17 protein-coding genes are annotated in these 21,049 nt (G+C 62.7%); 6 read left to right on the top strand and 11 right to left on the bottom strand.

Going from position 1 to position 21,049, the window contains the following annotated elements:
- The first annotated feature begins 256 nt into the window (after positions 1-256).
- The 4 genes from C5L14_RS10665 (at position 257) to C5L14_RS10650 (ending at position 4,876) form a co-directional block, all read left to right on the top strand.
- Positions 257-1,294: a sugar ABC transporter substrate-binding protein gene (locus C5L14_RS10665; protein WP_105862048.1), complete on the top strand. Its 1,038-nt coding sequence runs from the start codon at positions 257-259 to the stop codon at positions 1,292-1,294.
- 378 nt (positions 1,295-1,672) lie between these two features.
- Positions 1,673-3,199 (top strand): sugar ABC transporter ATP-binding protein, encoded by a 1,527-nt coding sequence (locus C5L14_RS10660; protein ID WP_428832617.1) that lies wholly within the window; start codon positions 1,673-1,675, stop codon positions 3,197-3,199.
- A 41-nt stretch (positions 3,200-3,240) separates the two neighbouring features.
- Entirely contained in the window at positions 3,241-4,284 is a 1,044-nt protein-coding gene (locus C5L14_RS10655; protein WP_105862047.1) for an ABC transporter permease, read from the top strand.
- Between the two features lie 373 nt (positions 4,285-4,657).
- Complete coding sequence (locus tag C5L14_RS10650) at positions 4,658-4,876, top strand: putative hemolysin (protein WP_280870024.1); 219 nt, start codon at positions 4,658-4,660, stop codon at positions 4,874-4,876.
- A gap of 78 nt (positions 4,877-4,954) precedes the next feature.
- Here C5L14_RS10650 and leuA read toward each other — a convergent pair whose 3' ends face one another.
- A complete protein-coding gene (gene leuA, locus C5L14_RS10645) occupies positions 4,955-6,661 on the bottom strand; it encodes a 2-isopropylmalate synthase (RefSeq protein ID WP_105862046.1) in 1,707 nt (568 codons plus the stop codon).
- A gap of 457 nt (positions 6,662-7,118) precedes the next feature.
- Here leuA and C5L14_RS10640 point away from each other — a divergent pair, with 457 nt between their 5' ends.
- Positions 7,119-7,376, top strand: coding sequence for a hypothetical protein (locus C5L14_RS10640; RefSeq protein ID WP_105862045.1), 258 nt, complete (start codon positions 7,119-7,121; stop codon positions 7,374-7,376).
- Here C5L14_RS10640 and C5L14_RS10635 read toward each other — a convergent pair.
- The 3 genes from C5L14_RS10635 to pdxY all read right to left on the bottom strand — a co-directional run bounded on the left by C5L14_RS10635 (position 7,361) and on the right by pdxY (position 9,913).
- Positions 7,361-8,089: an NUDIX hydrolase gene (locus tag C5L14_RS10635; RefSeq protein ID WP_105862044.1), complete on the bottom strand. Its 729-nt coding sequence runs from the start codon at positions 8,087-8,089 to the stop codon at positions 7,361-7,363. The two genes, C5L14_RS10640 and C5L14_RS10635, sit on opposite strands and share 16 nt — an antisense overlap.
- Entirely contained in the window at positions 8,082-8,984 is a 903-nt protein-coding gene (locus C5L14_RS10630) for a PhzF family phenazine biosynthesis protein (RefSeq protein ID WP_105862043.1), read from the bottom strand. Before C5L14_RS10630 ends, C5L14_RS10635 begins: the two co-directional genes overlap by 8 nt.
- Positions 8,985-9,064: 80 nt before the next feature.
- Positions 9,065-9,913 (bottom strand): pyridoxal kinase PdxY, encoded by an 849-nt coding sequence (pdxY, locus tag C5L14_RS10625; protein ID WP_105862042.1) that lies wholly within the window; start codon positions 9,911-9,913, stop codon positions 9,065-9,067.
- A gap of 237 nt (positions 9,914-10,150) precedes the next feature.
- Between pdxY and C5L14_RS10620 the strand changes: the two genes are divergently transcribed.
- On the top strand, positions 10,151-11,161 hold the full coding sequence (locus tag C5L14_RS10620; protein ID WP_428832621.1) for a S1C family serine protease: 1,011 nt from the start codon (positions 10,151-10,153) through the stop codon (positions 11,159-11,161).
- 27 nt (positions 11,162-11,188) lie between these two features.
- On the opposite strand, the gene C5L14_RS10615 is transcribed toward C5L14_RS10620, so the two are convergent.
- From C5L14_RS10615 to C5L14_RS10585, 7 genes are all read right to left on the bottom strand, one after another.
- Complete coding sequence (locus C5L14_RS10615; protein ID WP_105862040.1) at positions 11,189-12,085, bottom strand: hypothetical protein; 897 nt, start codon at positions 12,083-12,085, stop codon at positions 11,189-11,191.
- 390 nt (positions 12,086-12,475) lie between these two features.
- Entirely contained in the window at positions 12,476-13,312 is an 837-nt protein-coding gene (locus C5L14_RS10610) for a methyltransferase, TIGR04325 family (protein ID WP_105862039.1), read from the bottom strand.
- Between the two features lie 325 nt (positions 13,313-13,637).
- Positions 13,638-14,381, bottom strand: a complete 744-nt coding sequence (locus C5L14_RS10605; RefSeq protein ID WP_181161119.1) for an outer membrane protein — start codon at positions 14,379-14,381, stop codon at positions 13,638-13,640.
- Positions 14,382-14,797: 416 nt separating this feature from the next.
- Entirely contained in the window at positions 14,798-15,592 is a 795-nt protein-coding gene (gene iolB, locus C5L14_RS10600; protein WP_105862037.1) for a 5-deoxy-glucuronate isomerase, read from the bottom strand.
- Positions 15,593-15,897: 305 nt separating this feature from the next.
- Positions 15,898-16,788, bottom strand: a complete 891-nt coding sequence (iolE, locus tag C5L14_RS10595; protein WP_105862036.1) for a myo-inosose-2 dehydratase — start codon at positions 16,786-16,788, stop codon at positions 15,898-15,900.
- Positions 16,789-16,903: 115 nt separating this feature from the next.
- Positions 16,904-18,730 carry a 3D-(3,5/4)-trihydroxycyclohexane-1,2-dione acylhydrolase (decyclizing) gene (gene iolD / locus C5L14_RS10590; RefSeq protein WP_105862035.1) on the bottom strand — a complete coding sequence of 609 codons (1,827 nt, stop codon included), beginning with the start codon at positions 18,728-18,730 and terminating at the stop codon, positions 16,904-16,906.
- A 166-nt stretch (positions 18,731-18,896) separates the two neighbouring features.
- On the bottom strand, positions 18,897-20,816 hold the full coding sequence (locus C5L14_RS10585) for a bifunctional 5-dehydro-2-deoxygluconokinase/5-dehydro-2-deoxyphosphogluconate aldolase (protein ID WP_105862034.1): 1,920 nt from the start codon (positions 20,814-20,816) through the stop codon (positions 18,897-18,899).
- Between the last annotated feature and the right edge of the window lie 233 nt (positions 20,817-21,049).

Below are 21,049 nucleotides of genomic sequence, written 5' to 3'. Positions count from 1 at the left end.
GTCCGTTTGAAGAAACGATCCCCGCAAAAGAATAGCGGTTGTCAATTGTCGGAACAAACATAAGATGGTGTCAGCGCAGCGGATTCAACCGTCTGCGCCAGGCTCACAAAGAGCCGCATCGGTACTGCACACCGAAAGCAACATGCCGGAGTGCTTTGCGATTTGGCGGTATCGCCGGGAATCGCAAGGACGCGCCGAAACAAAGGGTGAGAGCAAACGGGCGTTCAGAACGCGTTTTGCTCGAGGGAGGAAATGGATGCCTAAGGACAGGACGCCGCATACGCGGCGCGATTTTATTCGTTCTGCCTCGTTTTCCGCCGGCGCTGCCGCAGCCCTGTTGGGGGGATTCGGCCTCGATCCGGCTTTCGCCGCCGAAGCCGCGAAAGTGGCCGGTCGCTCCGAAAAGCCGCTCAAGGCGGCCTTCTCCAATGCCGGACTGCAGGCGACCTGGTGTGCCCAGGGCAAGGAAGCGGCCGAATATTGGGGCAAGCTCTTCAATGTCGAGGTGACCTGGTTCGACGGCCAGCTCGATGCGGTCAAGCAACGGGCCGCCATCGACAACATGGCCTCCCAGAAATGGGATTTCGTCGCCATCCAGGCTTTCGGCATCGGCACCTTGACCCAGCCGGTGCAGAAGATGATCGATGCCGGCATTCCCGTGATCGACATGGATACGTTGATCGCGCCGCTCGACAAGATCAACGTGCACAGCTTCCTGGCGCCCAACAACGAGTTCATGGGCGCGTCGGTCACGCAGGCCCTGTGCAATGCCATCGGCGGCAAGGGCAAGATCATCATGACGCAGGGCGCCCTCGGCCACACCGGCGCGCAGGGCCGGGCCAAGGGCTTCGAGAGCGTGGTGAAGCAGTTCCCCAATATCGAGGTGCTGGACACGCAGCCGGCCGATTGGGACGTCACCAAGGCGGCCCGCCTGTGGGAGACCTACCTGACCAAATATCCGCAGATCGACGCGGCCTTCTTCCACAATGACGACATGGCGCTTGCCGCCTACAACATCATGAAGGCCCGCAACCGTACCGACATCAAGATCGGCGGCGTCGACGCGATGCCGCCCGCCATTTCGGCGGTCGCGGACGGCCGCATGTTCGCCACGGTGCGCAATCCGTCCTGCCGCATCCATGGCGGGGCGATCGTGGCCGGCGTCGCGGCCGTGGTCGGCGGCGAAAAGAGCGGCGAAGGCGGCATTCCCAAGCATGTCGTCACCGACGGGCCCGTGGTCACCAAGGATAATGCCGCCGGCATGCTCTGGATGGAAAAGCACTATCTGATCTGAGATCGGTGTGCCGGTCTCTCCAAGCGATCGGCCTGCCGATGGAGGAAGACCGGCAGCTCATCAAGAAATCGTGCCGGTGTGAAGACTGCCCTTTTCAAGGTGTTGAAGTTTGAAGGTCCTGATAGGACGGTGCCACCCCTCATCCGCTTGCCGGCACCTTCTCCCGCAAGAGGAGAAGGAGTCTGCTTTTGCTGGGCGCAGGGCTCGCCTATCGCCTTCTCCCCTTGCGGGACCTGGCACTTCCTCTGGAAGTGCCTTGGGTGGCGCGAAGCGCCGGATAAGGGGGCACGCCGCCCTATCGCAGCTTCCCCCGGTTGGTCCCAGATTCCTTGAAGGGGGTGCCCGAACACCGGCACCCTATTTCGCGTTCCGAGAGGCATGATGGCGGTAGACGACAAGCAATCGACGGCCGATGCGCCTCCGCGCCTGAGGATGACCGACATCTCCAAATCCTTCGGCGGCGTGGCTGCTCTCAAGGGGGTGGATTTCACCTTGCGGGCCGGCGAGATTCACGGCCTGGTCGGCGAGAACGGAGCGGGCAAGTCGACGATGATGAAGATCATCGCCGGCGTGCATACCGAATATCAGGGCAGCCTGGAGATCGATGGCAGGCTGGTGCATTTCCGCTCCGCCCATGATTCCCTCGCCGCCGGCATCTCGATGGTGCATCAGGAACTCAGCATCGTTCCCGATCTCACCGTCGCCGAGAATGTCTATCTCGGCAAGCAGCCGCTCAATGCCCTCGGCCTTGTCGACTGGCCGGCCATGGTGAAGGGCGCGCGCGAGCAATTGCGCAATCTCGGCATCGACGTCGATCCGCGCATGCGCATCGGGGCCTTGCCGATCGGCCTGCAGCAATTGATCGAACTCGCCCGCGTGCTCTTCTCCGGTGCGCGTATCATCATCCTGGACGAGCCGACATCGGCGCTGTCGCCTCCGGAGGTGCAGCGCCTGTTCGAGGTGTTGCGCAAGGTGCGGGCCGATGGCCGCAGCATCGTCTTCATCTCGCATTTCCTCGACGACATCCTCAGCATTTCCGACGCGGTGACGATCTTCCGCAATGGCCGCCATGTGATCTCCCATTCGACCGAGGGCATCGACAAGAACTGGCTGATCGAACACATGATCGGCCGTGGCCATGAGGGACTGGAGGAGAGTTATTCAGGTTCGATCACCTTGCCGGCCAGGCCCGAAGGCACCCCCGTGCTGGCGACGCAGGGCCTCAGCTATGGGCGCGCCTTTGCCGACGTAACGCTGGACGTACGGGCCGGCGAGGTGCTCGGCGTCTACGGCTTCATGGGCTGCGGCCAGCTCGAATTCGCCCGCGCGCTCTTCGGCAAGCTCAGGCCGGCGCAGGGACATATCGAGCTGGAGGGCAGGGCAAGGAGCCTGCGCAATACGGCACAGGCGCGCGAGGCGGGCATCGCCTTCGTGCCGGAGAGCCGGCGCTCGATGCTGTTCCACCATCAGCCGCTCTATCGCAACATTTCGATCAGCATTCTCGAGAGGATTTCGCGCCTGTGGCTGAAGCCGGGCGTGGAGCGCAAGACCGCGCAGCGGCATATCGAGGCCCTGCATATCCGCCCGCCCCAGGTGAATGCCTTGCTCGGCTCGCTCTCGGGCGGCAATCAGCAGAAGGTCGCACTGGCCAAATGGCTGACCCACATGCCCAAGGTGCTGATCCTGTCGGAGCCGACGCGCGGCATGGATGTCGGCGCCAAGGACGATGTGGTGAAGATCGTGCGCGACCTGCGCGACAAGGGGCTCGCGGTGATCGTGGTTTCGGCGGAGCCCGAGACCGTGCTCTCACTGGCCGACCGAGTCGTGGTGATGAAGAAGGGACGGATCGTGCGGGAGTTCGCCGGCGAGACGATCTCGAAGGACAAATTGCTGGAAGCGGCCTGAGGCGGCAAACCCGCCGGTCTTCAGCCTGGGAGTTTTGAGGAATGAGCACACCGGTTCAAGATGGCAGCCAGGCGCAGTTAGCGCGCCAAGGCCTGGGCGCGATCTTGCGCAACCAGATGCGCAACATCGCGCCTTTCGCCACCTTGCTGGCATTGGTGATCTTCTTCGCGGTGGCGAGCCCGTCCTTCCTTTCGCTCGACAACCTCGCCAATATCCTGGTGCAGATCTCGGTGACGGGCATCATCGCGGTTGGACTGACTTTCGTGATTCTGTGTGGCGAAATCGACCTGTCGGTCGCCTCGGTTGCCAACGTGACCGGCGTGGCGGTGGCGTTCTTCACGGCGCAGGAATCCTATGTGAACATCGCCAATGCCAATTTCATCATGCCCGGCGGCGTGGCGATCGTCTTGGCCTTGGTGGCGTGTGCGGCGCTCGGACTGGTCAACGCCTTCGGCCTGACGCGGATCGGCATTCCCTCCTTCATCATGACGCTGGCGATGATGCAGATCGCCGACGGCATCTGCGCGCTGCTGCTGCGCGGCCAGATCGCCTATGCGGTGCCAGATCTGGTGTCGACACTGGGCTCGGGCACTGTCGGCGGCATGCCCTGGATCGTGATCGTGCTGGCGGTCTTCCTCGGCGTCGGCCACATCGTGCTGACCTATACGCGCTTCGGCCGCTACATCTACATGGTAGGCGGCAACCGCGAAGCCGCGGAATTTTCTGGCATCAACGTCAAGATGATCCTGGCCAGCGTGATGGTGATCGCGGCCTTATGCTCAGGCGTGGCCGGCATGGTGGGCGTCGCCCATTTCGGCAGCGCGCAGCAGAATGAGTTCACCGGCTATCTGCTCGACGCCATTGCCGCGGTCGTCGTCGGCGGCACCAGCCTGTTCGGCGGGCGCGGCGGCATCGGCAATACCATCGTGGGCCTGTGCGTGCTCGGCGTGCTCAACAACGGCCTCGATCACGTCGAGATCGACAGTTTCCTCAAGATCCTGATTCGTGGTGTCATTCTGTTGATCGCACTGATCATCAATGTCTATGCCCAGCGCCTGCGCGATGAGAGTGCTGCAGCGGGATAGAGGATTTCCGAATAGCACAGTAATTCCGCTATGGCCCGCCATCGGCGGACAATAGCCTATTATATTGTCTCTAGGGCAGATCTGTGGGCAATGCGGATATTCGGGGTTCAAGATCGGGAGAAATAGGATATAGGTAGCGAGGGGGCGCTTCAGACACTGTCCCCTGACCGGAGCGTCCCTGAATGATGCGGACGCTGTTCGCATCGTGCGCTGCTCCTCATGCGGCACGGATACGCTCCTCAATCCATCCAACCGAAAAAGCACTGGAGGTACCATGCAGAAGATGTTCTATCCGCTGGTATTCGCCTGCCTCATCGTGACGGGGTGTGTCTCTAACCAACAAGATCCGATGGCGGATCCGCAGGCGACTGGCATGACAGCGCCGCCAACGCCCGGCATGGCGACGCCACAGGCGGCCGGCATGGCGAATCCGGCCTCGACCTATTGTGCGCAGCAGGGCGGCAGGTCCATTCCCGTGCAGACCGCGAGAGGCCAGCGGGCCGATTGCCAGCTGCCGGATGGCCGGCGCGTGGACGAATGGAAGCTCTATCGCAGCGCCAACCGGCAGTCGCAGGCGACGCTGCCCCAATAGGGGCTATTTCCTGACTTCAGCAAGAAAGAAGCCGGCCTCATCAGGCCGGCTTCCTTTTTGAGGCAAACAAATTGCCGATCAGCGCTTGAGGATACGGTTCACGCCGGAAGTCACGGCCTTGAGTGCCGATTTGGTGGTGTCCTTGTCGATGCCGACACCGAACAAGGTGGAGCCGTCGGCAATGCGCAATTCGACATAGGACACGGCCGCCGCATTGGCACCCGAGCCCATGGCATGCTCGCGATAATTGGCGACATCGAAGTCGAGGCCGCTCTCGGCCCGCATCGCCGCTACGAAGGCATCGATCGGGCCGTTGCCGACACCGGTAATGGTCTTTTCGACGCCCTCGTCGCGAATGCGGGCGGTGATGGTCCGCTCCTCTCCTTCACCGTCGCTGACGATTTGGTGGGAGGTGAAGGTGTAACGGCCATTGTCCAGATATTCGCGGGTGAAGGCATCCCACAGACGGTCGGCGCTTAGCTCGACGCCTTCGCCATCGGCGATCCCCTGCACAGCCTTGGAGAACTCGACCTGCAGAAGGCGCGGCAATTCGATGCCGTGCTCCTTTTCCAGGATATAGGCGATGCCACCCTTGCCGGATTGCGAGTTGATACGGATCACCGCTTCATAGGAACGGCCGAGATCCTTCGGATCGATCGGCAGATAAGGCACTTCCCACACCGGCGAGGTCGCCGTTTCGATCGCCTTGAAGCCCTTGTTGATCGCATCCTGGTGCGAGCCGGAGAAGGCGGTGAACACCAATTCGCCGGCATAGGGATGGCGCGGATGGATCGGCAGCTGGTTGCAATACTCGGCCACGCGCACCAGGCCATTGACGTCCGAGATGTCGACCTGGGGGTCGACGCCCGACATCATCAGGTTGCCCGCCAGGATGACGAGATCGACATTGCCGGTACGCTCGCCATTGCCGAACAGCGTGCCCTCGACACGGTCGGCGCCGGCCATCAGGCCGAGTTCGGCTGCCGCGACGCCGGTGCCGCGGTCATTGTGCGGGTGCAGGGAAATGATGACGCTGTCGCGATTCTTGATATTGCGCGACATCCACTCGATCTGGTCGGCATAGATGTTGGGCGTCGACATCTCGACGGTGAGCGGCAGGTTGAGGATCAGCTTGTTGTCGGGGGTCGGCTGGTAGACGTCCATCACCGCCTCGCAGATCTCCTTGGAGAAATCGAGTTCGGTGCCCATGAAACTCTCGGGCGAATATTGGTGGCGAATATTCGCCTCCATGCCCAGCTCCTTGGTGAGCTGCATGATCAGCTTCGCGCCGTTGACGGCGATATCGCGGATGCCGGCGCGATCCTGACGGAAGACGATGCGGCGCTGCAGCTCGGAGGTCGAGTTGTAGAGATGCACGATGGCGCATTTCACGCCCTTCAGGCTCTCGAAGGTGCGGCGGATCAATTCCTCGCGGGCCTGGGTCAGCACCTGGATGGCGACGCCATCGGGAATGCGCCCCGACTCGATCAGGAAGCGGACGAAATCGAAATCGGTCTGCGAGGCGGAGGGGAAACCGACCTCGATCTCCTTGAAGCCCATGCCGACGAGCGTATCCCACATGCGCAATTTGCGCTCGTGGCCCATCGGTTCGATCAGCGCCTGGTTGCCGTCGCGCAGGTCCACCGCGCACCAGGTCGGTGCCGTGCTGATGGTGCGCGAGGGCCATTGGCGATCCGGCAGGTCGATCGGCGGCCAGGGTTTGTATTTGGCGGCGATATCAACCTTAGGAGCGGAGAACTGAGAAACCTTGCCTGCATATGTCATTGTGAAACTCTTTAGCCAAAGGAAAGGGGCGGCGAGGCTAGTCGACCGCGGTCAAGTCCCCTGAGCGCCCAGGCTGAAGCCCGGCCGGCCCTCAGGGGCGGCTAAGGAGGAGGCCGGAAAGGAGGGCGAGCGCGAGGGCCGGCGCCGGATGCGCAAGCGTCTCGAATTTGGCGGGCGATATCGCCACGGCTCGATCCCTTTCCTGTGATGGCCCGGAGCCACCAAGTGCAAGGGCTTGTACAGTGCCGCGATGGAGGGGGCAAGGGGAAATGCCGGGTACAGCCGCATATGGGGCTTTCGTGTCGTCCCGAACGCGACGCAGCATGGAATGCTGCGCCGCAGACACGGGACCGCAAGACGATATCGAAGACGCCTTTGCGGTGGAGAGAGGAACGCGGGGACTTGAGAACGATACGGTTGCCTGCGATCACAGGACATTCCTCAATGGACGTGTCCGATGCGCTTCCTGATCTGTTTCGCTCTTCTGGCGGTTTCGTCTTCGTCGGCCTTTGCCGCTTCCTGCTCCGAGCGCATTGCCTTCGTACAACGCGTGATCGACGACGACGTCAAGACCGGTTTTGCCGACAAGAAGGTTCACGATGCGATGAGCAAGGATCTGGCCGATGCGGGCCAGGCCTGCCGGGCCGGCGATGACGCTAAGGCACAGGCGTTGATTTCCTCGACGCAGCGCCGCCACGGCTATCCGGTTCGCTGAGACCGGTTCCAGGTATCGAGCCGATGCGCGAGATAGGCGCATTGGAAGGCCGGCATGCGATCGGCACGGATGTCGGCGTGCGATGCCACGACATGCATGCGTTCGAGTTCCGGCCTCTCGTCTTCGGCCAGGAAACGCTCGATCCCACCCTTGAGCTCGGCCGACGGCAGGGGCGATCGCACCGATTTCATCAAGGCAATGCGCGGGCCGTGGAAAACCGCGGTCCAGCCCGAAGCGATTTCGACGTCGGCGATCGAGACGCCGGTCTCCTCTTCGAGCTCGCGGGTCACGCTGCCGGCGAGATTGACGATGTCGCCATCGATGTCGGAAGGGTCCGGCGTGCCGGCGGCGAAATAGATCGCGCCGGCATTGGAGGTATGCTCGGCCATCTCGCCGAGCAGGAAGGCGCCGTCCGCAGCCTCGAGCGCGGCCATGGCGAAACAATTCCAGCGGGGCTCACCCGGCGCTCCGAAATCCCGCCAAGCTAGAAAGCTGGCGTAATCCGTCATCAGATAGGCGCCATGAAACCGGCGCTCCACGATCTGCCAGCGGTGCAGCAGCAGGATCTTGCCGTTGAAGCTCGCCGGCTTGGCCTCAATCACCTTTTGCCAATGCGCTCTTATCGCGTCGGCATTCTCTTCGGCAAACCGCCAGGGCTGATGCTCGAGGCGGCAGTCGATGGCATCGAGCTCGACGATCTCCGGCTCAGACATGCAGGCTTCCTTCGCTGACGATCACGGCAGAGCCGCCGATCGAGGCGCTGGCCAGACGCGTGCCCTTGATGGTCATGCTCAGGTCGATCAGGGAAGGGCGGCCCATTTCGAAGCCCTGCTCGATGCGGAAATGGCGTATGCCATCAGCGAGGTCGTCGAAACGGGCGATCACGCCGGAGAGCCCGGCCACGGCCGAGCCGGTGGCGGGATCCTCGGGGATGCCGTCGCCGGGCGAGAACATGCGCGCATGGAAGCTCGATCCGGGCTCAGCGGTCTGGCGGGTATAGGCATAGGCCGCGCCGAGGCCCTCCTGGCCGAAAGCCTTGGGCCACAGGCTGGTGTTGATGCGGATGTTTCCGATCGCTTCCAACGATCGCACGGGCACGAATGTGTAGGGAAAGCCTGTGCCGAACACGGTGGGGTGGTGGTTCTCGAAACCGATCTGATGTTCACTCAGGCCGAGTGCTTCGGCGATCAGGTTCGTGGCCGCTGGTCCGCCGCGCTCGGTTGGCAGAGCCGGGATGTCGAACCGGGCATAGGCGCTGCCGTCCTTGAGCGAGACCGCGCAGGGCACGATGCCGATCTGCTCCTCCAGCCCGAAGAGATAGTCACCCGGCTTGCTGTCATGGTCGAGCAGCGCCAGGAGCACGGCCGTGCCGACGGTGGGATGGCCGGCAAAGGGCATTTCGAGGCCCGGCGTGAAGATACGGATGCGGGCCCGGTGGCGGCCGTCGTCCGGCGGCAGGACGAAGACGGTCTCCGACAGGTTGAATTCGCGCGCGATCTTCTGCATGGCCGGGGCGTCGAGCCCCTCGCAATCGAGCACCACCGCCAGAGGGTTGCCGGCCAGCGTGCGGTCGGCGAAGACATCGAGCGTATAGAAACGACGGGGCATCGGAAGGCTCCTCGCAAGGCAAAGGGACAAAGGACCGTGTCTGCAGGGCAGGGTTCTGCGAGCGGACGATCCGGGAAAAACTATACCGCGACGACCTCGAAGCGGCGGCTCGGCGTCACGAATTCATCCTGGGCCGCCACGGTGAGGATTTCCCGTGAGCCGGCCTCGGCGGTGCGCTTGAGCAGGCCGTAGATCGAGGCGCTGGCCAAATCCAAAGCCTCCGCCGCCGAGCCCGAGCGCTTCCAATGTAGATTGAAGAGAGCGGCGATCGCATCGCCCGCTCCGTTGATGTCGAGCCCGAGGCGAGGCGTGCGCACCCGGAAAAAGCCGCTGCCGTCCGAAGCCAGGAGGTCGATGGCGTCATCCGGCGTATCGTCGGTGTCGAGGGAGGTCACCAGCACCACTTTGGGGCCGGCGGCATGCAGGGCCGTCACGGCCGCCTTGGCATCGGCGAGCCTGCGGACCTCCCGACCGGCCAGATATTCGAGCTCGAACCGATTGGGGGTGATGACGTCGGCGGCCGGAACGGCCTGGTCGCGCATGAATTCGGGAATGCCCGGCCTTACGAAGACACCGCGGCCGATATCGCCGATCACCGGATCGCAGCAATAGGTCGCCGCCGGATTGGCGCTACGCACCTTGTCGACAGCGGCAAGAATGGCATTGCCGATGTCGGAAGAGCCCATATAGCCGGAGATCACGCCGTCGCAGCGGGGCAGAACGCCGCGCTCGGCCAAGCCCTCGACCAGTTCGTCAACCATGGTGCCGTCATAGACGCGGCCTTTCCAGGCGCCATAGCCGGTGTGATTGGAAAACTGCACGGTATGGATGGCCCAGACCTCGCAGCCGAGGCGCTGCATCGGGAAAACCGCCGAAGCATTGCCGACATGGCCATAGGCGACCCAGGACTGAATGGACAGGATGTTCATGGCGACTCGGGCAATCACACTGAGGGAGCAGCACAACAAACGAAATTCGAGCCGGGCGCAACGGTCCGTCGATATCGTCAGTCATGATCATTTTTGATTGTTTCGATCAAGCGCAGCTATGCAAAGCCGAGGGATCCCGCCTTTCCGCCATGACAGGGAAGGGGGCTTCCCCGGGAGCCGCGGCATTCCCATATCGGTGATCAATATTGTTCCTTCTTATCTTGGGCCGATACCATGTTGCTCGACGATACACCGTCCATGATTTTGGATGAAGATACGCATCCCCAACAGACCTCATCCCTTTCCACCCCCGCAGACGGGTTGTTGCTTGACGCCTATTCGAACACCGTCATCGATGTCGCCGAGCGCGTGGGTCCCGCCGTCGTGAAGCTCGACATCCGCAAGGGTGGCAAGCCCGCGGGTTCGGGCTCCGGCGTCATCCTCTCGCCGGACGGCCTTGTACTCACCAACAGCCATGTGGCGCAGGGCACCGCCCGGGTTTCGGTGCAGACGCAGGATGGCCGCCGCTTCGATGCGCGCCTGATCGGCGATGATCCCGATACCGATTTGGCGCTCGTTCACATCGAGCAGCCGGTCAGCCTGCCCTCGGCGCGGCTCGGCAATTCCAGCCTGCTGAAGCGCGGGCAGGTGGCGATCGCCATCGGCAATCCTCTCGGCTTCGAGGCCACGGTGACGACAGGTGTGATCTCCGCACTCGGGCGCTCGCTGCGCGCCAAGAGCGGGCGGCTGATCGACGATGTGATCCAGACCGATGCGGCGCTCAACCCGGGCAATTCAGGCGGCCCCCTGGTCTCCACGCTCGGCGAGGTCGTCGGCATCAACACGGCAGTGATCATGGGAGCGCAGGGGATCTGCTTTGCGGTTGCGTCCAACACGGCAAGTTTCGTGATGGGCCAGCTCATTCGGCACGGCCGCGTGCGGCGTGCTTCCATCGGCATTGCGGCCCAGCAGGCAGTGATTGCCCGCCGCGTGCAGATGGCAGCCGGCATCGATCAGGGCGTAGGCGTGATGATTGCCACGGCCGAGGCCGGTGGCCCGGCAGACAGTGCCGGACTGCTGATGGGCGACATCATCATCGCTCTCGACGGACGCCGTGTCGTCGCGGTGGACGATCTCATCCGGCTGCTCGACGAGGATCGCATCGGCAGGCCGACGCGCTTCGACGTGCTGCGCAATGGCAAGCCCCGCTCCCTCGACGTGACGCCGCGGGAGCGGCGGGGTTCGTGAGGGCGGAGCCGTCTGCGCTGATCCGGATCAGCGTCCGGAGACCTGCCTGACGACCTTGCGCACGCCCCGCAATGTCGGCGTGACCACCTGCATGACGGCAGCCTTGGCTCGGTCGGCGCTCGGATTTGGGCCCGGGCGCTGCGGCTGCATGCCGATGGCGCGCAGATAGCGATTGGCGGCGCGGACACGCCCGCGCCCGCGGCTGGCATCGGTCTCGAAGGAGAAGGCGTAGGAGATGCTGCGCACCTGGCCGGTCCGCACCCAATGGGGCGCATCCTGCGGCTGATGGAAGCCGCGGCCCGGCTCCAGGTCGAAGACATGCTCCTGCCGGGGATCGCAGCCTTCGAGGTCGAGCTGGCCGATATTCACCGTGCCTCTGACATAGAAGCGCTCGAGATCACTCTCCTCCACCACGTCGGGCGGGAAGACGTGGTAGTATTTCGGACCCTCGATCTGGAAGAAATGCGTGATTTCCGGGTCGAAGTGGAACGGGGTGGTGGATGCGGCCGAGGAAATGAAGATGGCGGATTCGAGCCGCGCGATCTTTTCCTCGCCCGGGCCTCCCCGCAGCGCGGTGAACTTGCGAAAGAGGGTGTCGAGCAGGTCCCGGAAGCCTGAATCGTGGTTCTCCAGGCGCTTCAGCAGGACACGGGCAGGGGTATCGCCCAGCCGCGCCAGAACCTCGTGCGGCCTGGCCCTGTTCTGCTCGACGTCGTAGAATTTCGTGCCCGGCGTCGGTGCCGATCCTGCGATGAAATAATCCTGAGGGCTGTCGGCGTAACGCTCGGCCAGCGCCGCCAGCGCCTCGGGCTGGAACATCGGTAGGCGATGGAGAGCATGTTCGAAGGCGAAGGGCACGCGATCATAGGCGGCGCGATAGTCATCTGCATCGATGGTGACGAGTTCGTCGACGGAAAAGCTCATGGCCAGGACCGTTCATGAAAAGAAGACATGCTCTAATTTTGAAAGTATCTTGCTTGCTGCAGCAGGCGGTTACAAGCTGGGAAAAATGTGAAGTGCCGCAGCCTTAGTGGATAGGTGAGGATATACTGAAGGTACTCCCAATTGTATGGATAACCCTATCCGAACGTAAGATAACCCTTATTTGGTCGGTTGGCGGGCTCACTTGCAGGCGTGCTGCCTACTACTTTTGACGATGGAGGCAGGAATGATCTCACAAAGGTGAGGCTTGCCGCTCGCAAGGTGGTGGATGTGCCTCCCGGGCGCTGCGAAATCGTCGCTTGGCACATGCCGATTCTTCCCAGTCGAGCCAGGGGATCGACCTGAAGGAATCCGCGGGATCCGGACGTCTGCTCAGGCCTGCCGCCGCAGATAAAAGCCTTCGAAATAGGTCAGCGTTCGCTCGGGATGGAACGGTATTTCGGCCAGGAGTTCGGGCACCAGCCAACGATCCTGTAGGTGATAGCCGCGCGCCTCGAAATAGGCCAGGAACTTGGCGCGGTTGAACAGCCGGCACGGGATGACGGACGATACGTGGTTCTGGGCTGTCCAGGCGTCGGGGGCGTCGGAGATGGGGATCTTGTTGATCAGGATATGATCGGGCAAGGCCGGGACCGTGTCGAGAATACCCGGGCCGTGCTCGCCGAAGGGATCCGGCAGATATTGGATCATGCCGAGCATGAGCATGATGTCGGGAGCCGGCGCCTCCGCCAGCTCGGACCCGAAGCTGATCATGGAGGATCCCAGCGTTGCATGGCGCTGCCGCCCACGCTCGACCATGTCGGGCATGTCGACGACATGCCAGCGCAGCGGTGGCTTCAGGAGGCCATAGCGCTCGCACAGTTCATAGAAGATGCCTCCGGCGCCGCCGAAATCGACGACAGTGCCGCCCGGCTGGAGAAGTTTCGACAACCACAGCATGACGGCATACTGCGAGGTTTGGAACAGGTCGGGAGCTTCGACGTCAGCGTCGCGAACCAGCAGCTCGGCGAGCGTATCGTCATGCCAGCCGACCTTTCCGATACTCGCCGAAAAGCGCTCGGCTTCGGCGTAGCTGCCAAAAAGCCCGTAGAACAGATCCATCCTTCCGGCCCAGACATGGCGGATATAGAGGCTCTTCACGAAAGGGAGTTTCCCCAGCCAAGCGCCAATGGCGCTGTGCATCATCAGGGCCTTGAAGAGCTGTTTCATGGAAGTCCTGGGGAAGTCGTGGGCGGTGTGGAGGATTAAGCGGGCGAAGCGGAGTAGCGGGGGCGGCGTCTTCAGGAACGAAGCTCACCTTCATACTGTAGTGACGTCCGATTGGCTTCATTTCAACGCGGACATGAAGATTAATTGCGCGCAATGAACGTGGTTCGCTGCCGGTCACGGGCAGCCCGATGTCGCCCAGGGCCCAGCGGAACGTGGTGCGGTAGCCGGATCATCCGCGCGCAAAGAGAAACGCGCCGGCGTGGCCAGCGCGTCAATTCTTCCTGGCCCTCGCCATGGCCAGATGGTTGGGAGATCGGAGAATCGATCAGAATTTGTAGGAAATACCCGCGCGGATGGTGTGGGTCTTCAAGTCGATCCGATCGTTGTAGTTTCCGGCTGCCGTTGTCGAGTAGTTGAAGTAATCCTTCTTGCCGTAATCGGCATAACGATATTCGACGCGCGCGATCAGGTTGTCGGTAACCGCGTATTCAAGGCCGGCACCAATGGTCCAGCCCACATGAGTGCTGGAATAATGAAGCGGGCCGTCGATATTCCAGATGGGCGCGAAATCATATTTCCCAAAGGCAACGCCGCCCGTGATGTAGGGCAGGAAGCGATCGATGGCATAGCCGACCCGCAGACGGACCGAGCCATCCCATTTCAGCTCCGCTCGCTGCTTATAGGTCGTGATCGGGTCTGGGTCTCCGTGAGAGAAGTTGAGGTTGCCTCGGGCCCTCGCGCTTCCCTTCAAGGAATCATAATTGATGTCGCCTTCGAGACCGAGCACCAAATTGTTCTGGAACTGATAATTGTAGCCCGCATAGACGCCGGCGGTGAACCCATTGGCGGTCAACTTGCCCCTGTAGTCCCATTCGCCGCTGGCAATCCAATAGTCCGAATAGTCCGACTTACCCCAAGTATAGCCGGCCTGAACGCCGCCGTAGAAGCCGGTCCAGGAATAGGGGGCGGCGACCGGAGCGATTGGCTCGACGGGCTGCGGAGCGAGATCGGCGGCGTAGGCGGCCGTTGAGGAAAGCAGGATTGCCAGAGCTGCGGCGGAAATTTTCATGGCTACATGTCCTAACAACATTTTTCATATAGTGACGTTTCTCGGACGTTGAGTCTGTAACAAGAAAGCCACATCTGGTTCATTTTTATAGATGCCTTGGAGATGGCGGTATATAATTGCCATTCCGCTGCTGTTGCAATTGAAAATTTGGAGAGCATGTCCTAGCTTTAGGTTAAATGAAGCTCATTATTTGGAAATATTAACCTTCTCCTGGTTCCAAATGACCTACAAAGATGTAGGTCTTGCTGTGGATGGGAGAGGGTTTTTGAGTCCAGGCGGACAATGAATTTACTCCTAAAGTATTATATCCATGTCTTTTTGTACGTCCTTTCTGAATGACGAAAGGCCCGCGAGCTTTGCGCTCGCAGGCCTTTGAAGAACGGATGGTCTGTTGGCCCGTATCGGTCGGGTGAACCTCAGGTCTGGACGAGCCAGGCATGGTCGGGGTCGTTGTGGAATTTCCACACGCGTTTGGGCCCAGCCATGACGTTGAGATAATAGAGGTCATAGCCATGCGCGGCGCCGACCGGATGATAACCCTTGGGCACGAGGACGACGTCGCGATCGGAGAAAGCGATCACCTCGTCGAGCGATCGATCATCCGTATAGACGCGCTGGACGCCGTAGCCCTGGGCGGGCTTGAAACGGTGATAATAGGTTTCCTCCAGCAGGCTCTCGGCAGGCAGGTTGTCCTGGTCGTGCTTGTGGGGCGGATAGCTCGACCAATTGCCGGACGGGGTGATCACCTCCACCACCAGCAGGCTCTCGGCCGGTTCCCATTCGGGCAGAATGTTGCGGACATAACGCGTGTTCGAGCCCTTGCCGCGGGTTTCCTGGCCGACCTTGTCCGGACCGATCACGCGGGCAGGCAGGGCGCCGGTGCCCGGCGCCGCGCACACGGCCAGTTCGACCGGCGTTTCGGCCCTGACTTCGTAGCTCGAGCTGGCGGGAACATAGACCGACCAGGGCGCGCCTTCGAAAGGATCGTTGCGTTCGCCCAATAGGCCGAAATCCTGGCTGCCGGCCTTGACCGAGGCCTTGCCGGCCACCAGCACGAGGCAGACTTCGCTGGCGCCGGTCGCCGCGTTCAGGCTTTCACCGGCCGCCAGATCATGCACTTCGAAACCGACATAGGTCCAGCCGGCCGATTGCGGCGTCACCTGATGAATAAGGGAGCCGGACTTGCCGGGCTTAAGCAGAAGTTTCGACATGAGGGCTCCTCTTGTTCCCAGTTGCGGATGTCGCCGCAAGCCGGCATGGCAATTTCGAGAATGCCGATCTGGCGATCGACACTCCGAATGCGCGTTATAGCGTTTTGCGATTTGACGGAGTCACCTAGAGCGTTTTCCAGAAAAGTTGATAGACTTTTCGATTAAGAAAACACGTCAAACAAGGAATTAGAGAGCAAAGTCCGATTCGGAGAAATCGCACTTTGCTCTAGAATCGCAAAGACGCGTCAGAACAACGAGTTAGAGCAAATAAGCGTTCATACTTGAACGCGCTTTGCTCTAGGTAGTCAGGCTGCTTTCAATCCCGTTTCGCTCAGCACCTTGCGCAGATGGGCGTAGCCGGCCTTGGCATAGGTCAGCGGATTGGCCTTCTCCGGGTCCTGTTCGGCCTCGACGATGACCCACCCGGAATAGCCCTGCAGTTCGCGGAACACGCTGGCGAAGTCGATCATGCCGTCCCCGGGAACCGTATAGACCCCGGCCAGCACGCTATCGAGGAAGCTCCAATCTTCGGCATCGGCGCGGGCCCTGACATCGGCCCGCACGTCCTTGGTGTGGACATGGCTGATGCGGCTGCGATAGCGGCGGGCAAGATCGGCCGGATCCGAACCACCCCAGGTGGCATGGCCGGTGTCGAGCAGGAGATGTACGGCAGGGCCGGTCGCCGCCATGAAGGCATCGATGTCGGCCTGCGACTGGACGATGGTGCCCATGTGATGGTGATAGTCGAGTTGCAGCCCCTCGGCCTTGATCATTTCGGCATAGGCGGTGATGCGGCGGCCATACTCGGCCCAATCAGCCGAGGCCATGAGGGGACGCTGCGACAGCGGTTTGGCCTTGTTGCCATGGATGGCGTTGGAGGTCTCGGCCACGATGAAGACACTGGTGCCCATCGCTTTGAGCAACTCGATATGAGCGCGGGCCGCCGCGAACTCGGCATGTTCGTCCCGGGTCAGCAATTCGATCGAGTGCCAGCCCCCGACGCAGGCGAGGCCGAAGGGGGCAAGCGCAGCCTTGAGCGTATTCGCCTCGCGGGGGAACTTGTTGCCGAGTTCCATGCCCTCGAAGCCGACTTCCTTGGCCTCGGCCAGACAGGTTTCCAGCGGTGTATCGCCACCGATCTCCGGCATGTCGTCATTCGACCAGCCGATGGGGTTGGCGCCGATGCGGATAGGCATGGAAAAACTCCAGAAATATGGGGTCCGGGGGGCGGGTCTTCAGACCCGGTATTTTGGCTGAACGGGAGTGTGGCAACAGAAGGCGGGTTCGAAGACCCGCCCCTCCGATCGAGGCTCAGTCGCCCACGCGCTGCAGCGTCTTCTTCTGCACATAGGCGGCATGAGCAGCCTCGACCTCGCGGCGCTGGGAAACCTCGGGGACCGCGACGTCCCACCAGGCCCCGCCTGCATCGGTGGATTCGAGGGGATCGGTGTCGATCACCACCACGGAGGTCCGGCTATGGCCGCGTGCGGCGGTGACGGCAGCCTCCAACTCGGCCAGGCTCTTCACCTTGACGGCGTGCGCACCAAGGCTGGCGGCATGCGCCGCGAAATCGATGTCAGGCAGCACGTCGTGGCGCGTGTCCCGCAGGAGGTTGTTGAAGCTCTCCCCGCCCGTCGCGCGCTGCAGGCGGTTGATGCAGCCATAACCCCTGTTGTCGAGCACCACGATGGTCAGCTTGGCGCCGGCCATGATCGAGGTGGCGATCTCCGAATTGGCCATCAGGTAGGAGCCGTCGCCGACCATCACGATCACCTCGCGGTCGGGCTCGGCCATCTTCACGCCCAGCCCGCCGGCGATCTCGTAGCCCATGCAGGAATAGCCATATTCCATATGATAGCCACCCGGCGCGCCCGCCTGCCAGAGCTTGTGGAGCTCGCCCGGCAGGCCGCCGGCCGCGCAGACCACGATATCGCTGGGCTTGCCGGCACGCTGCACGGCGCCGATCACCTGGGCGTCGGAGGGCAGCTCGGCATTGCTGGCGTCTGTGTAGCGGGCGGCCGTCTTCAGCCAGTCTTGGCGGCCGGACACCGCCTTTTGCGTCCATTCCGCCGGAGCTTTCCAGTCGCCGAGCGCGCTCGACAGCAATTCGAGGCCGACCCTGGCGTCGCAGACCAGCGGCAGGGCGCGGTGCTTGGCCGCGTCGAAGGGTTGCGTGTTGAGGCCGACGATACGGTGTGTATCGGCCTTGAACAGGGCCCAGGAACCGGTGGTGAAATCCTGGAGGCGCGTGCCTACGGCCAGCACGAGGTCCGCCTCTTCCGCCATGTTATTGGCGGCAGCGGTACCGGTGACACCGATGGCGCCCATGCCGAGAGGATTGTCTACCGCGATGGCGCTCTTGCCGGCCTGGGTCTCGCCGACCGGAATGCCGTGCTTGCCGGCGAAGGCGGCGAGGGCATCTTCGGCCTGTGAATAGAGCGTGCCGCCGCCGGTGACGATGACGGGCTTGCGGGCGGCCTTGAGGGCGGCGACGGCGGCGGCGAGTTCGTCCTCGTCGGGCCGGGGCCGCCGGCTGGTCCAGACCCGCTCCTCGAAGAAGGAGGCGGGGTAGTCATAGGCCTCGGCCTGCACGTCCTGGCACAGCGCAAGCGTTACCGGTCCGCAATCGGCCGGGTCGGTCAGCACGGTCATCGCCCGCGCCAGGGCCGGGATGATCTGCTCGGGACGGGTGATGCGGTCGAAATAGCGCGAGACGGGCCGGAAGGCGTCGTTGGGGGTCGCGGTACCGTCACCGAAATCCTCCAACTGCTGCAGGACGGGATCAGGCCGGCGATTGGCGAAGACGTCGCCCGGCAGCAACAGGAGCGGCAGGCGATTGACATGAGCGACGGCGGCGGCCGTGACCAGATTGGTGGCACCGGGCCCGATGGAGGTGGTGCAGGCCATCATGCGGCGGCGGCGCATGGCCTTGGCATAGGCGGTGGCGGCATGGGCCATCGACTGTTCGTTATGGGCGCGGTAGGTCGGCAGTGTCTCACGTGCCTGGTAGAGGGCTTCGCCCATGCCGGCGACATTGCCATGGCCGAAAATGGCGAAGACACCGGCGAAAATCGGCACCGTCTCGCCATCGACGATCGTCTTCTGGGCGGTAAGGAAGCGGACCAGGGCCTGGGCCATTGTGAGACGGATGGTAGCCACGAAATCTCTCCCTGAGCGTATTGGACTCAACTGTCAAAATGGTTGAGCTGCCTGCTCCGAATGTCTTCTATCGAGAAGCGGAGGCCCTTTTGGGTCCTCGCCTGGAATGCCGGACCATAGCCTGCGCGAAGCTGCTTCGCGAGACCTATTGGGCCGCCGCGGCCTGTCCCGAGGCGCTCTGCCAAGCCTGAACCAGCCGGGCAAAGCGCGTTGCCATGGCATCGACGGCATCGTCGTCGCTCAGAGCTCCGCGCAACCAGGCCCGGGCCGGTTCGTTGAAGATGGTGCGTCCGACGGCGAAGCCCTTCACCATCGGCTCACTTGCCGCCACTGCGAAGGCGGCTTCGAGATCTTCCTCCGGCGCCTCGAGGCCGAGCAGCACGATGCCACGGCAGAGCGGATCGTTGCGCTCGATCACCTCGGCGACGGCGCGCCAGGCCGCTGCGGTCTTCAACGGCTCCAGCTTCCACCAGTCGGGCTTGATGCCGAGATCGTAGAGGCGCTGCACCACGCTCGACACCGTGTCGTCTTCGAGCGGGCCATGCTTGCCGGCGATGATCTCGATTAGCAATTCGCGCCCGACCGTGCGTGCGGCCGCGTGCAGGCGCAGCAACTGGCGCTCCTGCTGCTCCCTGAGGGCAGGAGGGTCGCTCGGGTGATAGAAGCACAGGCATTTGATCGTGTGTCCGACCGGCCATTCGATCAGACTGGTGCCGACATCGGGACCGCCCTCGAATTCGAGGGGGCGGGAACCGGGAAGCTCGACCGGCCGGCCGATCCAGAAGGGATGATCGGCCGCACGGAACAGGGCTTCGCGGCCATAGATGCCGTCGATCAGCATGCCGAAGCCAGGGCGCCCGGCTGCGATCCTGGCGGCCGCCTTGACCGCCAGGGCCTTGAAGGCGGAGATGCGCTCCCGGGGCACGCCGATTTCATCCGCCATCGCTTCCATCTGGGCGCGGTGGTCGACGGCGAGCGCCATCAGCCCCTCGGCGGCGGGGCGGCGGGTGGTCGCCCAATGGATGTGGTTGATGGCCACGTCCTTGCGCAGGGCGCGTTCCTTGCTGCCATGTTCGAGGAAATAGCTCAATTCGGTAAAGGTCGGGATTTCCGGCGAGCAGAGCAGGCGGGAGACCGCGAAAGCGCCGCTGGCGTTGGCGTAAGCGCAGGCCGTCTCGAGCGGCTCATTGCGCAGCCAGCCACGCAGAAAACCCGACAGGAAGGCGTCGCCCGCGCCGAGGACGTTATAGACCTCGACCGGGAAGCCCGGCCCGCGAATGCCGTCGTCGAGGCTGGCCGGAATGGCATCGGGAAAGACGACGCAGCCCATGGGGCCGCGCTTGCAGACGATGGTGGCGTCGGAGACGGCCCGGATGCGCCGCAGCGTCTGGAGCGTATCTTCAGAACCCCCGGCGATGGCGAGTTCCTCCTCCGTGCCGACGATCAGGTCGCAATCGGGCAGGATGGTCTGCAGATGCGCGGTAACGTGGTCGGCCTTGATGTAGCGCTCCTCGCCCGCCCCGTGCCCGGCGAGGCCCCAGAGATTGGGCCGGTAGTCGACGTCGAAAACCACCTTGCGGCCGTGTTTCTTGGCCAGGCGGATCGCCTTGCGTTGGGCCGCATCGGTGTTGGGCTTGGAAAAATGCGTACCGGTGACGACGATGGCAGCCGCCGAGGCGATCAGGGCCTCGTCTATGTCGCCTTCGTCGAGGGCCATGTCGGCGCAATTGTCGCGATAGAAGATGAGCGGGAATTGCTTCTCGTCGCGCACTCCGAGAATGACCAGGGCGGTGAGGCGGGCGGGATCGGTGTGGATGCCGTCGGTGGCGACACCCTCGCGCTGCATCTGTTCGCGGATGAATCGGCCCATGGCTTCGTCGCCGACCCGGGTGATCAGGCCCGATTTCAGGCCGAGGCGGGCAGTGCCGATCGCGATATTGGCGGGGCAGCCACCCACGGCCTTGGTGAAGGAGGACATGTCCTCCAGCCTGCCGCCGACCTGCTGGCCATAAAGATCCACCGAAGCGCGGCCGATCGTGATGACATCGAGTGCGGGCGTGCTCATCCTTGACCTCCAGACAGGCGTACCGGCCTTTTCCTCGATCCTGGCCGCACTGCTGCAGCTTCGTTGGACAGGAATGGCCGGCGCATAACGCTTCCTCTTGGCGACGCCATGCGGAGCCGCCGCCTTGTTTTTGTCGCCGTTTTCCGCGGGCCTCGCGGCGGCTGCCGCGCCCTTCGGCCAGCACTCCAAAAATGAAACATATATTCTATTGTGTTGTCAATATAGAATAAAAA

The organism is Labrys okinawensis, from assembly GCF_002982075.1.
In the GTDB taxonomy this organism is placed as follows: domain Bacteria; phylum Pseudomonadota; class Alphaproteobacteria; order Rhizobiales; family Labraceae; genus Labrys; species Labrys okinawensis_A.
The sequence above is the reverse complement of the archived record's forward strand: the minus strand, read 5'-3'. Positions and strand labels throughout refer to the sequence as shown.